The organism is Bradyrhizobium sp. CCBAU 51753 (genome assembly GCF_015291565.1).
GTDB lineage: Bacteria > Pseudomonadota > Alphaproteobacteria > Rhizobiales > Xanthobacteraceae > Bradyrhizobium > Bradyrhizobium ivorense.
Genome location: NZ_CP030037.1, coordinates 3,782,423 through 3,795,908, shown reverse-complemented (window position 1 = coordinate 3,795,908; position 13,486 = coordinate 3,782,423). Strand labels below are relative to the sequence as shown.

The 13,486-nt window shown below is 66.6% G+C and carries 12 protein-coding genes; 3 read left to right on the top strand and 9 right to left on the bottom strand.

Features of this window, described 5'->3' with window-relative positions:
• Positions 1-7 precede the first annotated feature (7 nt).
• Positions 8-736 (bottom strand): nitroreductase, encoded by a 729-nt coding sequence (locus XH93_RS16750; RefSeq protein ID WP_194474377.1) that lies wholly within the window; start codon positions 734-736, stop codon positions 8-10.
• Positions 712-1,929, bottom strand: coding sequence for an ABC transporter substrate-binding protein (locus XH93_RS16745; RefSeq protein ID WP_194474376.1), 1,218 nt, complete (start codon positions 1,927-1,929; stop codon positions 712-714). Before XH93_RS16745 ends, XH93_RS16750 begins: the two co-directional genes overlap by 25 nt.
• A 226-nt stretch (positions 1,930-2,155) precedes the next feature.
• On the opposite strand from XH93_RS16745, the gene XH93_RS16740 reads away from it, so the two are divergent.
• Entirely contained in the window at positions 2,156-3,133 is a 978-nt protein-coding gene (locus XH93_RS16740) for a LysR family transcriptional regulator (protein ID WP_194474375.1), read from the top strand.
• 4 nt (positions 3,134-3,137) lie between these two features.
• Here the strand turns inward: XH93_RS16740 and XH93_RS16735 are convergent, their stop codons facing one another.
• Positions 3,138-4,322: an ABC transporter substrate-binding protein gene (locus XH93_RS16735; protein ID WP_194474374.1), complete on the bottom strand. Its 1,185-nt coding sequence runs from the start codon at positions 4,320-4,322 to the stop codon at positions 3,138-3,140.
• A 217-nt stretch (positions 4,323-4,539) separates the two neighbouring features.
• On the opposite strand from XH93_RS16735, the gene XH93_RS16730 reads away from it, so the two are divergent.
• The gene (locus XH93_RS16730) at positions 4,540-5,130 is read left to right on the top strand and encodes a MarR family winged helix-turn-helix transcriptional regulator (RefSeq protein WP_194474373.1); all 591 of its coding nucleotides are present in this window, start codon (positions 4,540-4,542) and stop codon (positions 5,128-5,130) included.
• An 8-nt stretch (positions 5,131-5,138) separates the two neighbouring features.
• Here the strand turns inward: XH93_RS16730 and XH93_RS16725 are convergent, their stop codons facing one another.
• From XH93_RS16725 to XH93_RS16715, 3 genes are all read right to left on the bottom strand, one after another.
• Complete coding sequence (locus tag XH93_RS16725) at positions 5,139-6,377, bottom strand: NAD(P)/FAD-dependent oxidoreductase (RefSeq protein ID WP_194475186.1); 1,239 nt, start codon at positions 6,375-6,377, stop codon at positions 5,139-5,141.
• Entirely contained in the window at positions 6,374-6,730 is a 357-nt protein-coding gene (locus XH93_RS16720; protein WP_139482571.1) for a non-heme iron oxygenase ferredoxin subunit, read from the bottom strand. Before XH93_RS16720 ends, XH93_RS16725 begins: the two co-directional genes overlap by 4 nt.
• A 69-nt stretch (positions 6,731-6,799) precedes the next feature.
• Complete coding sequence (locus tag XH93_RS16715; RefSeq protein WP_194474372.1) at positions 6,800-8,023, bottom strand: Rieske 2Fe-2S domain-containing protein; 1,224 nt, start codon at positions 8,021-8,023, stop codon at positions 6,800-6,802.
• Positions 8,024-8,127: 104 nt separating this feature from the next.
• On the opposite strand from XH93_RS16715, the gene XH93_RS16710 reads away from it, so the two are divergent.
• Positions 8,128-9,003 (top strand): SDR family NAD(P)-dependent oxidoreductase, encoded by an 876-nt coding sequence (locus tag XH93_RS16710; RefSeq protein WP_194474371.1) that lies wholly within the window; start codon positions 8,128-8,130, stop codon positions 9,001-9,003.
• A 6-nt stretch (positions 9,004-9,009) separates the two neighbouring features.
• Here XH93_RS16710 and hutU read toward each other — a convergent pair whose 3' ends face one another.
• Genes hutU through hutI form a run of 3 tightly spaced genes read right to left on the bottom strand, consistent with a single transcriptional unit; the run spans position 9,010 to position 13,466 of the window.
• Positions 9,010-10,677 carry a urocanate hydratase gene (gene hutU, locus XH93_RS16705; RefSeq protein WP_194474370.1) on the bottom strand — a complete coding sequence of 556 codons (1,668 nt, stop codon included), beginning with the start codon at positions 10,675-10,677 and terminating at the stop codon, positions 9,010-9,012.
• Positions 10,678-10,695: 18 nt separating this feature from the next.
• A complete protein-coding gene (hutH, locus tag XH93_RS16700) occupies positions 10,696-12,255 on the bottom strand; it encodes a histidine ammonia-lyase (protein ID WP_194474369.1) in 1,560 nt (519 codons plus the stop codon).
• Complete coding sequence (gene hutI, locus XH93_RS16695) at positions 12,252-13,466, bottom strand: imidazolonepropionase (protein WP_194474368.1); 1,215 nt, start codon at positions 13,464-13,466, stop codon at positions 12,252-12,254. The genes hutH and hutI overlap by 4 nt, the downstream gene beginning before the upstream one ends.
• Positions 13,467-13,486 lie beyond the last annotated feature (20 nt).

The window sequence follows — 13,486 nt, the reverse complement described above, 5'->3', positions numbered from 1 at the left end:
GGCGTGCCTAGTTCTCGAAACCCTTGAAGGACGCGAATTCCTCCACATCTGCGCGCGGCATCAAGCGCTCTCGCCCCGCCTCCTTGGGGTGCCCCATCGAGATGCCGCAGGCCACCATCTGCTCCGCGGGGATCGACAGCATCGGACGCAGGACGCGGTGATACTTGGCGAGCGTCTCCTGCGGACAGGATTGCAAGCCGCGGCCCACCGCGGCCAGCATCACGGTCTGGATGAACATGCCGAGATCGAGCCAGCTTCCCATCGCCAGCCGGCGATCGATAGTCACGATCAATCCGAGCGGCGCATCGAAGAACGCGAAGTTCTTCGCGGTCTGCCTGCTCCGCGCCGCAGCGTCGCTTTGCGCGATCCCGAGCGAGCCATAGAACAACCGCCCGAACTCCTGGCGACGGCCGAGATAGGGCTCGGGAAAGTCGCTGGCGTAGTATTGATACTCGGAGACGTGCTCGCTCGCTTCCCGCTCATACGCTTGCAGAAGGGCGGCGGACACTTCGGTCTTGGCCGCGCCCGCGAGCACGTAGACGTGCCAGGGCTGGATGTTGGCGCCGCTCGGCGCGTACCGCGCGACGCGCAGGATCTGCTCTATGGTCGACCGCGAGACCGGACGGCCGGAGAACTGGCGGCACGAGAGGCGGCTTGCGATCACTTCGTCGATCGGAGTACGCACCACATCGCGCTCGACGCTGCGATCGCTCACGACTTCTTCAAGAATGGGCATCCGCCCTCCTCCATCGGCTTGAAGGCTTCCTCGCCGGGAATCGTCGCCAGCAGCTCGTAATAGTCGAACCGGTATTTCGACTGCTCCGGAGACTTGACGCGGAACAGATACATGTCGCGCACCAGCCGGCCATCCTGACGGATCTTGCCGTTGCGGGTCATGAAATCGTTGACGGGCAGCTCGCGCATCTTGTCGGCAACGGTCGGCCCGTCCAGCGTGCCGGCAGCCTCGACCGCCTTCAGATAATGCATCACCGCGCCGTAGGTGCCGGCATGGATCATGGTGGGCACCTTCCCGGTCTTCGCGATGAAGCGCTTCGACCACGCGCGCGTTTCGTCGTTGAGGTCCCAGTAGAAGGCCGAGCTCAGCATCAGGCCCTGCGCGCTCGGCAGCCCGAGACTGTGGATGTCGGCGATGAAGACGATCAGGCCGGCGAGCTTCTGGCCGCGCGTCACGCCGAATTCACCGGCCTGCTTCACCGCGTTGATGAAATCGCCGCCGGCGTCGGCGAGGGCGATCACGTCGGCCTTGGAGGCCTGCGCCTGCAGCAGGAACGACGAGAAATCCGGCGTGTTGATCGGATGCTTCACCGCGCCCACCACCTTGCCGCCGGTGGCATCGATCACCTTGCGGCTGTCGGCCTCGAGCTGGGCGCCGAGCGAATAGTCGGCCGACAGGAAGAACCAGGTCTTGGCGCCGAGCTTTGAGATCGCCTTGGTCGCGCCTTGCGACAGCGCATAGGTGTCGTAGGTCCAGTGGATCCCGGTCGGCGAGCACTCGTCGCCGGTCAGGCGAGAGGTGGCCGCCCCGGTGGCGAGAAACAGCTTCTTCTTGTCGCGCGTGATGCCCTGCACCGCCAGCGCAACCGCGGAATTCGGCACGTCGAGAATGGCCTCGACGTTCTCGTTCTCCAGCCAGCGCCGCGCGATCACGGAGCCGATGTCCGCCTTGTTCTGGTGATCTCCCGCGACGATTTCGACCGTGCGGCCGAGCACCCTGCCCTTGAAATCATCCACCGCCATCCGCGCCGCGACGACCGAGCCCTGGCCGCCATTGTCCGCATAGAGCGACGACATGTCGGACAGGACCCCGAGCTTGACGGGACCGTTCTGCGCGACGGCCGATGTCGCAGCCGCCACCAGCGTCAGCGCCAGTCCAAGCGACTTGCAGGTGCCCTTTCGGGCCGATCTCATCCAGGCTTTCATAGTCTCTCTCCTCCCAACCCGGTGGCGGCAATCATCGCCGGAATGCCGCGGAACGGAAGTGAAAGTCTTGCAGACTGATCCTGAACCGCCTTCAGATCGCGAGCGGCGGCAGCGGCAAGCCGGCTGGTTGCATCCACCGTCCGTCTGGCCTTAACTGCTCGTGATCGCAGCGATTTGCAGGGGCGTCCGATCCGCCTTCGACGGGGCTCTCATCGTGTCGGTTTCCTTCAAGACATTGGACCTCAACCTCCTGAAAGTGTTCGACGCCGTGATGGAGGAGCGCAGCGTGCTGCGCGCGAGCCAGAAGGTTGCGCTGAGCCAATCCGCCGTCAGCCACTGCCTTGCGCGGCTGCGAGAGATGCTCGACGACGATTTGTTCGTGCGCACCGCCACCGGCATGCAGCCGACCGCGCGCGCATTGACCATGGCCCCGCAGGTCCGAGCGGCGCTGCGCGCGCTCGAGGCGGCGGTCGAATTGCCGACCTTCTCTCCGGCGGCCTCCACCAAGCCGTTTACGCTGGCGGCCAACGATTTTACGACGATGGTGCTGGCGCCGCCGCTGCTGAAGATCCTGAGCCGGGAGGCGCCGGCGATCGACCTGACGATCAAGCCAGTGACGCGGATCGATCTCGCCGAGCAGATCGACCTCGGCCGCATCGACGTCGCGATCGGCGTGTTCTCGACGCCGCCGAGCCGCTTCCGCACCGCGCTGCTGTTCGAATATGACGACGTGCTGATCGTCGGTCGCAAGCGCAAGCTTGGCCGGCTCGACAAGGCGAAGCTCGCCACCCTGCCGCTGGTCGTGGTCTCCTTCGGCGGCGAACAGGAGGGCGCGATCGGCGGCTTCATCTCCGAGCGCGGACTCGCCCGGCGCTCGGAGATGTATGATCGCGCCGCGCTGGAGCGAGCGCTGTCCGAGAGCGACCGGCCACCGCGGATCGCTGTCTCGCTGCCGCATTTCCTTGCCCTGCCCGCGCTGCTGGTGGAGTCCGAGCTGGCGGCGATCGTACCGCGGCCGCTGGCGCGCGCGCTGGAGCAAACCCATGCGATCACGACCTGCGAGCTGCCCTACACCACGACACCTGTCGAGGTCCGGCTGCTCTGGCATGAACGGGTCGAAGGCGAGCCGTCGCATGAGTGGCTTCACGAGGTGCTGCGGCGCGCCACCGAAGAGCTCAGGCGCGGAGGCTAAGCCTTTATCTCGCGGCCATCGTGCCTGATATCGGCACCCAGCGCTCGCCATCGAAGCGCTGCGGCCGCAGCGAGGTGATCAGGCGGTAGTCGTCCGGGCTGGTGTTGACCATGATGCCAGGAATCAGGCCGGGCAGCGCAAGGTTCTTCAGCGCCGTGGCGTGCTTCATGATGTTCTGCCGCGAGACGTCGTCGCCGCAGGCCTCGATCACCTTGGTCATGAGCACGGCGATGTTCCATCCGGTGAAGTTGAGCTGATCCTCGATGTCGCCCTCGGGATAGTACTTCTTCATGAAGGCCAGCCACTCCAGATAGGCGGGATCGTTGGCCCATTCGGGATCGCCCACCGTCTTGGTCGGCGTCGCCGAGATCGCGCCCCTGGCGTTCTCGAGCCCGGCCGGCTTGAGGATCGTCGGCACAAAATTGCTGCCGATCGGCAGCAGCTGCTGCGCACGCCAGCCGAGCTCGCCGACCTTGCGGATCGCCTGCGAGGTGAACTTGCCGGTCGAGGCGTTGAGAAAGACGTTGGCGTTGCTGCTCGCCAGCGAGACCACCTGCGAATCGACGGTGGGCGACGTCACCTCATAGGGCGCGGTGGCGACGATCTCGGCCTTGGGGTCGCGCCGCGCCAGTTCGGCCTTGAAGCTGCGGAGATATTCGCGGCCGTAATCGTCGTTCTGGTACAGCACGGCGACGCGTGATCCGGGCGTATGCTCGGCAACCAGCCGCGCGTAGATTTCGGCCTCGGTGCTGAACAGCGTCATTCCCGCGATGGTGTACGGGCTGGTCTTCGGATCGGCAAAACGATCGCTGGCCGCGAAGACGAACAGTTGCGGGATCTTCTTGCTATTGAGATATTTCTGCACCGCCGCGTTCTGGGCCGTCCCCATGCTGCCGAAGATCGCGACCGCCTCGTCATTCTCGATCAGCCGGCGGGTCTGCTCCACGGCCTTCGGCGGGCTATAGCCATCGTCGAGCGAGATCAGCCTGATCTTGCGGCCGTTGATGCCGCCGCGATCGTTGATCATCTGGAAGTAGCGGGTCTGCACCTTGCCGACGGCGCTGAGCGCCGACGCCGGTCCGCTATAGGGCATGGTCTGGCCGAGGATCAGTTCCGGCTCGGCCGCTGTGGCCGAACCTGAAACAGCCAGTAAAGCGGCCAACAAAGCTACCGCGCCAAACCCTCGCATGCGTCCCTCTCCCGTGTTTTCTTACCTGGAATATTCTTCCTAGGAAGATAATTGTCAACCCCGAGGAAAGGTGACAAATGGCCGCTTGGTCGGCGCCTGCCGCGGCAACTGGAGAGATACCAGAAACTTGCAGGGCGACACCTGAAATCGGCAATGTTAGATTGCCGCGACGCATCATGCCGGCGCCATTGGCACCGGGCGAAGGGGACGGGACGAAATGAAGAAGAGCAGCGCATCACGCCGCGCGGACCCCGCGATCAAGCAGCCGGCAACCCCCGACAGTACGCTTTACGACGACATCGAGGCCGCCTGGCTGGAGCAGCGTCCCGACCTCGATCTCGCCACCGCCTGCACGCTGCTGCGGCTGGAGCGCGTCAATCAGCTTCACGAGATGCGCCTGCAGGAGATCTCGAAAGCAGTCGGCCTGCAAACCGGCGAACTCTATGTGCTGCTGGCGCTGCGCCGCTCGGGAAAGCCATACGAGCTGCGGCCGACCGACCTGTTCCGCGCCCTGCTCGTCACCTCCGGCGCCATGACCAAGCGGGTGGCGCGGCTGCAGGAAGGCGGCTTCGTGCTTCGCGTCTCGGCCAGCGATGACGGCCGTTCCGAGTTGGTCCGCCTCACCGCGAAAGGCCTCGCCACCGCCGATCGCGGCATTACCGAGGTGGCGCGGGTCGTTGAGGGCGTGACTGAGGCGAGCGGGCTGACCAAGGCCGAGATCGCGATGCTTGACCGCTGCCTGCGCAAGCTGCTGGCGGTCAGAACCGTGAAGACAAAGCAGTCGCGCCGGCTTGCGGCGGCAGACTAACGGCGACGCTACGCCAGCGCCTTGTCGGCCGATTTCAGCAGCGACCTGAGATCGAACGCGCTGTCTTCCACCTGCCCCGGCGTCGGCGAAATGCCCGCGGCGATCAGGCGCCGCGCCACCATCTGATCGCCCGGATTGCTGATGCTGTCGACCGCGACCAGCCTTTCTTGCCGGTAGCTGAACACGGAAAATCTGGCCGCTTCGATGGAGCCACGGATCACCGTTCGGCCGCGGCGCCCGGCGTGCCCGACGATCTGCAGCTTGATGTCGTGCTGATCCGACCAGAACCGCGGCACGCTGTCGTAGCGCTCATGACGATCCGCGATCGCAAGGCCTGCGGCCCTGCCCTGGTCCTCGGCATGCTGAACCGACTCCAGCCTGATCCAGCCCTCGGCAAATCGGCTGTAGTGATTAGCGCAGTCGCCGGCGGCATAGATGTCCGCGCGTGCAGTTCGACCGTGCTCGTCCACCACGATTCCATTGGTGCAAGTGAGCCCGGCCGCGCTCGCGAGTTCATCGTTCGCAATTCCACCGATGCCGACGATGACGAGGTCGGCGCCGAGGCGGGCGTCGCTGTCCAGTTCCACCGCCACCACGCGCCCGTGGTCTCCGATGATGGCTGAAACGGCCCTGCCGAGCTTCACCTCGATGCCCGCGCGGGCGTGCACATCGAATAGGAAGCGCGAGATCTCCGGCGACACCGCCCGCTCCAGCAACCGGGGCGCGGCCTCGATCACCGTCGCCTTCTTGCCGAGCTTGGCCGCCGACGAAGCCACTTCGAGTCCGATGAAGCCGCCGCCGATGATCACGATCTCGTTCGCCTGGCCGAGCCGCGCCTTGAGCTCGACGGCGTCAGTGACCGATCGGAGATAGCAGACCCCGTCGAGTTCGGCGCCGCTGACACACACTCGCCGCGCCCGCGAGCCGGTGGCGATGACCAGTCGGTCGAAGTCCAGCACCGCGCCGTCGGCCAGTGCCACGCGTCCTGCATGGCGATCGATCGCGACGACGCGGTGCCCCAGCAGCAGTTCGATCCGCTTGCTCGCAAAGAAGGCCACGTCGCGCAGCACCAAGCTCTCCGCGCTGGCCTGATCGAGCAGAAATTCCTTCGACAGCGGCGGCCGTTGATATGGCAGCGACGTCTCATCGGCAACCACCATGACCGGCTCGGCATAACCGGCATCGCGCGCCGTCAGCGCCGCCTGGATGCCGGCGTAGGACGCGCCGATGACGACAAGGCCGCTCATGATTTCGCGCCCACCACGCTGCCGCCGGCAGGCTCGAGCGCCGCGCCGCCGTCGAGCCGCACATAAACCTCGCCATCGCGGATCTCGACCGGGAACGTCGTGATATCCTTGTAGGTACTTGACCGGCACTTGCCGCTGCGAACATCGAACATCGCCCCGTGCAGCGGGCATTCGATGACGTGGCCTTCGAGAAAGCCTGATGACAGCAGGGCGAACGCGTGCGAGCAGACGTCGTCGGTTGCGAAGACCTCGTCGCCGACCTTGTAGAGCGCGACGCGCTGCTCGCCCAGCTTGAAGCCCAGCGGCTCCCCTTCCTCCAGCTTCGCGGCGGAGCACAGGTGTTTCCAGGTCATGGGGTAACTCTCCTTGAGCCGAGGGCATAGGCGCGGACACAACGTCCGCGCCCGGCGCTTGCGATCCGATCAGCGCGGAATCTGCCGCCAATCCTCGCTCGCGGAGGCGAGCCGGCCGCCGACCGCGCGGATGTCCTTGTAGGACATGCTCTCGCTCTGGCCGCTCTTCGGTGCCTTGCCGTGCATGAAGCCGCGCACTTCGTCGAGCAGCTGGCGGCGCACCCGGACGATCGCCTGGTCCGCCGAACAGAGATATTCCTGCGAGCGGTCGACGATCGGGCCCATGCTGACCATCACCACGAAATCCTCGATGACGATTTCGTGGAAGCCGGTGCTGTTGCCAGCATCCATGATCTGCCGGTTCTGTCCCCAATTGTTGGCTGCATCACCCGGCAGGCCGCCGGCCATCGGCCACTGGTTGGCGCGCTGCACCTTGCGCCAGGAATCCACCGGCTTCTCGGGATTGTAGAAGATGTACCACTGGATCAGGTTCTCGTCGTCGATCGGCACCGCGATGATCGCGGTGCGGTCCTGCTGCGGCCCGGAATAGATCGGCGCGATCAGCCCGTAATATGGCATCACGAACTCCGTCACCCGCGCGAGGCACGATCCGTCCGGCGCAGTGCGCAGCGCCGCTGCGCGGAAGCCATAGGGCTTCTTCTCGAACTCATAGCCGACCTCGGTGTTGACGCGCGTCGCGCCGAAATCGGTTGCCGAGGTCGCGGTCGAGCTCTGGTGCAGCAGCGCGACATGCGAGGAATCGATGGTGGCTTCGACGCCCTGCAGCCAGTTCGCGTTGAGCTCGATGCCGGCGGCGTAAACCTGATCCGGCGGCAGATCCATCCATTCGAAATCGGGCGCCGGCGGCGCCGCGCCCTCGCCGAGCCAGACCCAGATCAGGCCGGCGCCTTCCCGCACCGGATAGGCTTTCGCCTTCACGGTCTTGGCGAATTCCTTCGGGTTGTTCGGCTCGTTGGGAACATCGAGCACCGCGCCGTCGGCGCGGATCTTCCAGCCGTGGAACAGGCAGGTCAGCGAGCAGTCGTCGACCCGCGCCAGCGCCAGCGAGGCGCCGCGGTGCGGGCAGGCTTCGTCGAGGAATCCCACCGTGCCATCCCGGCCCCGGAAAGCCACGAAATTGCGGCCGAACAGCTTGACCCGGACCGGGGCCTCACCCCTGCGCACGCGCACCGACAGCACCGCCGGCAACCAATAATGCTGCCGCAGCATTTTTCCCATCGGGGCATCGCCCGTGACGCGGCACAGCAACTCGTTCTCTTCCCTGGTGACCATCGCGAAACCTCCCTGATTGACGCTCCTGTCGTTCTGGAGCTATTATCTTCCGAGGAAGATTGTTGTCAAGTTATCTTCCATGGAAGCCAGATGGGAGATCGCGCATGATCGAGCAACGCCTGAAGGACTGCATCGCGCTGGTGACGGGAGGCAGCCGCGGCGTCGGCAAGGGCGTGGCGATCGGCCTCGCCGAGGCCGGCGCGACCGTGATCGTCACCGCGCGCACACGCAGCAGCGGCGGATCGGAATGGCCCGGCTCGCTCGACGAGACCATCGCTGCGATCGACGCGGCCGGCGGCAAGGGCGTCGGCCTGCTGTGCGATCACGCCGACGATGCTTCAGTGCAAGAGGTCTTCGACCGCATCCGGCGCGACCATGGCCGCCTCGACGTTCTCGTCAACAACGTGTTTGCGGCGCCCAACGTGATGCCGGTCAACGTCCCGTTCTGGCAGGTCCCAACCTCGCTGTGGGACACCATGCATCGCGTCGGCCTGCGCTCGCATTTCGTCGCCGGCCAGTTCGCCGTCCCGCTGATGCTGCCGCAAAAGCGCGGCCTGATCGTCAACACGTCGTCCGGCGGCGGCGTCAGGTATACGTTCAACGTTCCGTTCGGCGTGCAGAAGTCGGGCGTCGACCGGATGGCGCGCGACATGGCGCACGAATTGAAGCCGTTCGGCATCGCCGCGGTTTCGATCTGGCCCGGCTATATCAAGAGCGAGAAGCTTGCGGCGCAGCCGGGTCGCGTGCCGCCCGCACTCGCAAAACTGATCGCCGAGCGCGGCGAGACGCCGGTGTTCGCCGGCCGCGCGGTCGCCGCGCTGGCACAGGATCCGAACATGCTGGCCAAGACCGGGCAGATCCTGCTCGCCTCGGAGCTCGCGACCGAATACGGCTTCACCGATATCGACGGACGCGTGCCGCCGCCGCCGAGCCGCGATCCCGCGCCGCTCTCGGTGTTCACGCCGTCGGCGGCTACTTGAGACGGACTACTTCAGGCTCGGCAGGTCGAGGCCGTTGCTCCGTGCGCAGTCGACCGCGATCTCGTAGCCCGCATCGGCGTGACGCATCACGCCGGTGGCCGGGTCGTTCCACAGCACGCGCTCGAGCCGCCTCGCCGCCTCCGGCGTGCCGTCGGCGACGATCACCATGCCGGCGTGCTGCGAATAGCCGATGCCGACGCCGCCGCCATGGTGCAGCGACACCCATGTGGCGCCGCTTGCGCAGTTGAGCAGGGCGTTGAGCAGCGGCCAGTCCGACACCGCGTCCGAGCCGTCGCGCATCGCCTCGGTCTCGCGGTTCGGGCTTGCCACCGAGCCGCTGTCGAGATGATCGCGGCCGATCACGATCGGCGCTTTGAGCTCGCCGCGTGCCACCATCTCGTTGAAGGCCAGCCCGAGGCGATGGCGGTCGCCGAGACCGACCCAGCAGATCCGCGCCGGCAGGCCCTGAAACTTGATCCGCGCCTTGGCCATGTCGAGCCAGTTATGCAAATGGCTGTCATTGGGCATCAGCTCCTTGACCTTGGCGTCGGTCTTGAAGATGTCCTCGGGATCGCCGGACAGCGCTGCCCAGCGGAACGGCCCGACGCCACGGCAGAACAGCGGCCGGATATAGGCCGGGACGAAGCCCGGAAAATCGAACGCCTGCTTCAGGCCCATATCCTGCGCCATCTGGCGGATGTTGTTGCCGTAGTCGAGCGTCGGGATGCCCTGCGCATGAAAGTCCAGCATGGCGCGGACGTGATCGACCATCGAGGTCTTGGCCGCGCGCTCGACCGCCTTCGGATCGGCCGCGCGCTTGGCTTCCCACTCGCCGAGCGTCCAGCCCTTCGGCAGATAGCCGTTGACCGGATCGTGCGCGCTGGTCTGGTCGGTGACGATATCAGGCCGCACGCCGCGCCGCACCAGCTCGGGAAAGATCTCGGCGGCATTGCCGAGCAGGCCGATCGAGACCGGCTTCCTGGTCTTGGCCGCGTCGGCGATGATCGCGAGCGCTTCGTCCAGCGTGGCGGCCTGGCGGTCGAGGTATCCGGTGCGCAGCCGCATCTCGATCCGGCTGGGCTGGCATTCGACCGCGAGCATCGAGGCGCCGGCCATGGTCGCGGCGAGCGGCTGGGCGCCGCCCATGCCGCCGAGGCCGGCAGTGAGTATCCACTTGCCGGCAAGGCTGCCGCCATAGTGACGGCGCCCGACCTCGACAAAGGTCTCGTAGGTGCCCTGCACGATGCCCTGGCTGCCGATATAGATCCACGAGCCCGCCGTCATCTGGCCGAACATCATCAGGCCCTGGCGGTCGAGCTCGTTGAAATGATCGAGCGTCGCCCAATACGGCACCAGATTGGAGTTCGCGATCAGCACGCGCGGTGCATCGGCATGGGTGCGGAAGATGCCGACCGGCTTGCCGGATTGCACCAGCAGGGTCTGGTCGCCCTCGAGCTTGCGCAACGAGGCGGCGATCCGGTCAAAACTATCCCAGTCGCGCGCGGCGCGGCCGATGCCGCCATAGACCACGAGCTCGCTCGGCCGCTCGGCGACGTCGGGATCCAGATTGTTCATCAGCATGCGCAGCGGCGCTTCGGTCAGCCAGCTCTTCGCGCTGATCTCGCTGCCGCGCGGGGCGCGGATGATGCGTTCGTTGTCCAATCGGCGGTTCATGATCGATGCCTCTGTCGGCTAAGCAAGCTTTGGAAATGGATCGGCCGGAAGCGTGGCGAGCGCGGCGGCGGGCAGCGCGTCGGCTTCCACGAGCGCGGCCGCCCGAGCGAGATCGTCGGCCATGTAACGGTCCGCGGCGAGCGGTGGCACCTGCTCGCGCAATGCGGCGATCACCGCGGCGAGCGGCGCGCTGGTCGTATGCGGCGCGCGCAGCGAGATGCCCTGCGCGGCAACCAGAAGCTCGATGCCGAGGATGGCGGCGAGGTTGCCTGCCATGTCGGTCAGCCGGCGCGCAGCATGCGCGGCCATCGAGACGTGATCCTCCTGGTTGGCGCTGGTCGGCGTGGAATCGATCGAGCACGGCAGCGCGCGCTGCTTGTTCTCGGCAAACAACGCAGCCGCCGTCACCTCGGCGATCATGAAGCCGGAATTGATGCCGGGATCGGGGGTCAGGAACGGCGGCAAGCCGAAATTCAGGGCGGGGTCGACCAGCGTTGCGATCCGCCGCTCGCTGATCGCGCCGAGTTCCGACAGCGCCAGCGCGATCTGGTCGGCGGCAAACGCCACCGGCTCGGCGTGGAAATTGCCGCCTGAGACGATCTCGCCGGTCTCGACCAGCACCAGCGGGTTGTCGGTCACCGCATTGGCCTCAACGGTGAGCGTCCGCGCCGCCTGCGCGAGCAGGTCGAGCGCAGCGCCTGCAACTTGGGGCTGGCAGCGCAGGCAGTAAGGATCCTGCACGCGCTCATCGCCTTCGAGATGCGATTGCCTGATGTCGCTGCCGTCGAGCAGCGCGGTCAACGCCGCCGCAGCCGCGATCTGCCCGCCATGCCCGCGCAGCGACTGGATCTCGGGGCGAAACGGCGCGGTCGAAGCCATCGCCGCATCGACCGACAACGCGCCGGTCACGAGCGCCGCGCGCGCCAAACGCTGCGCGCGCAACAGGCCGGAGATCGCATACGCCGTCGAGAACTGCGTGCCGTTGATCAGGGCGAGCCCTTCCTTGGGCCCGAGCGTCAGCGGCGTGAGCCCGGCGGCGGCGAGCGCATCGCGGCCTGGCACAATCGTCCCGCCAAGCACCGCCTGGCCCTCGCCGATCATCACGGCCGTCATGTGCGCCAGCGGCGCCAGATCGCCGGAGGCGCCGACCGAGCCCTGCTGCGGCACCAGCGGATAGACGCCGTGGGTCAGCATGCCCTGCAATTGCACGATGACCTCGGGGCGCACGCCGGAGGCCCCGCGCCCGAGCGAGATGATCTTCAAGGCCATCATCAGCCGCACGATCGGCTCAGGCGTCGCCGGCCCGACCCCGCAGCAATGCGACAGGATCAGGTTGCGCTGAAGCAGCGCGGTCTGATCGGGCGCGATCCGCGTCGATGCCAGCTTCCCGAAGCCGGTGTTGATGCCGTAAACGGGTGTGGCGGCATGCGCTGCCTTGGCGACGATCTGCGCCGCCGCTTCGACACGGGGCCAGAACGACGGATCGAGCACGATCGAGCCACCCGCCAGCACGCGCGCGAGGTCGTCGAGACCGACCGCTCCGGGCGTCACGACAATCGGCTGATCCCGATCGGTCATTGCCCCCTCCATACCCGGCGGTGCAGCGGATTGAAGCCGATCCGGTAGACCAGCTCGGCCGGCCGCTCGATCTCCCAGATTGCCAGATCGCTCCATTTGCCGGCTTCTAAGGTGCCGGTCTCGGCGAGCATGCCGAGCGCACGCGCCCCTTCGCGCGTCACCCCGGTGAGGCATTCGGCGACCGTCATCCGGAACAGCGTCGCGCCCATGTTCATGGCGAGCAGCAGCGAGGTCAGCGGCGAGCTGCCGGGGTTGCAGTCGGTCGCCAGCGCCATGCGCACGCCGTGCTTGCGGAACAGCTCGACCGGCGGCTTCTGAGTCTCGCGGATGAAATAGAACGCACCGGGCAGCAGCACGGCCACTGTGCCAGCTTTGGCCATCGCCACAGCGCCAGCTTCGTTGGTGTGCTCGAGATGATCGGCCGACAGCGCCGAGAATTTTGCCGCAAGCGCCGCGCCGCCGAGGTTTGACAGCTGATCGGCATGCAGCTTGACGGGGATCCCGAGCGCGGTCGCCGCCTCGAACACCCGCGCGGTCTGCTCCGCCGAAAACGCGATGCCTTCCATGAAGGCGTCGACAGCATCGGCAAGCCCGGCCTTGGCCACCGCGGGCAGCATCTGCTTGCAGACGAGATCGATATAGCGATCCTTGTCGCCGCCGGCTTCAGGCGGCAGCGCGTGCGCGCCGAGAAAGGATGTGCGGATCGCAACCGGCCGCTGGACGCCAAGGCTGCGCGCGGCCGCGAGCTGCCGCATCTCAGTCTCAGTGTCGAGGCCGTAGCCGGATTTGATCTCGATCGTGGTGACGCCCTCGCCGATCAGCGCATCGAGCCGCGGCAGCGCGCCGGCGACGAGCTCGGCCTCACTCGCCTTGCGGGTCGCAGCAACCGTCGAGACGATGCCGCCGCCGGCACGCGCGATCTCCTCATAGCTTGCGCCCTTCAGCCGCAGCTCGAACTCGTGCGCACGGTTGCCGCCATAGACCAGATGGGTGTGACAGTCGATCAGCCCCGGCGTGATCCAGCGGCCTGCGCAGTCGATCCGCTCGACGGCGTCGGCATTCGCCGAAAAATCCGACCGCGCGCCTGCATAGACGATGCGGCCGTCGCGCGCCGCGACCAGGCCATCCTCGATCTCGCCGAGGTCGGGGCGGTCGGCCCGCATCGTGGCGAGCCGGGCGTTATGCCAGATGCGGTCGAAGCGTTCCGCCATGCGATCGTCCCCTCGGCCTG

Excerpts from the sequence above, each read along its gene's own strand:
- XH93_RS16720 (WP_139482571.1), bottom strand. The coding sequence starts at position 6,730 with ATGACCTGGAAACACCTGTGCTCCGCCGCGAAGCTGGAGGAAGGGGAG.
- hutI (WP_194474368.1), bottom strand. The coding sequence starts at position 13,466 with ATGGCGGAACGCTTCGACCGCATCTGGCATAACGCCCGGCTCGCCACG.
- XH93_RS16715 (WP_194474372.1), bottom strand. The coding sequence starts at position 8,023 with ATGGTCACCAGGGAAGAGAACGAGTTGCTGTGCCGCGTCACGGGCGAT.
- XH93_RS16710 (WP_194474371.1), top strand. The coding sequence starts at position 8,128 with ATGATCGAGCAACGCCTGAAGGACTGCATCGCGCTGGTGACGGGAGGC.
- XH93_RS16725 (WP_194475186.1), bottom strand. The coding sequence starts at position 6,377 with ATGAGCGGCCTTGTCGTCATCGGCGCGTCCTACGCCGGCATCCAGGCG.
- hutU (WP_194474370.1), bottom strand. The coding sequence starts at position 10,677 with ATGAACCGCCGATTGGACAACGAACGCATCATCCGCGCCCCGCGCGGC.
- XH93_RS16735 (WP_194474374.1), bottom strand. The coding sequence starts at position 4,322 with ATGCGAGGGTTTGGCGCGGTAGCTTTGTTGGCCGCTTTACTGGCTGTT.
- XH93_RS16745 (WP_194474376.1), bottom strand. The coding sequence starts at position 1,929 with ATGAGATCGGCCCGAAAGGGCACCTGCAAGTCGCTTGGACTGGCGCTG.
- XH93_RS16730 (WP_194474373.1), top strand. The coding sequence starts at position 4,540 with ATGAAGAAGAGCAGCGCATCACGCCGCGCGGACCCCGCGATCAAGCAG.
- XH93_RS16750 (WP_194474377.1), bottom strand. The coding sequence starts at position 736 with ATGCCCATTCTTGAAGAAGTCGTGAGCGATCGCAGCGTCGAGCGCGAT.
- hutH (WP_194474369.1), bottom strand. The coding sequence starts at position 12,255 with ATGACCGATCGGGATCAGCCGATTGTCGTGACGCCCGGAGCGGTCGGT.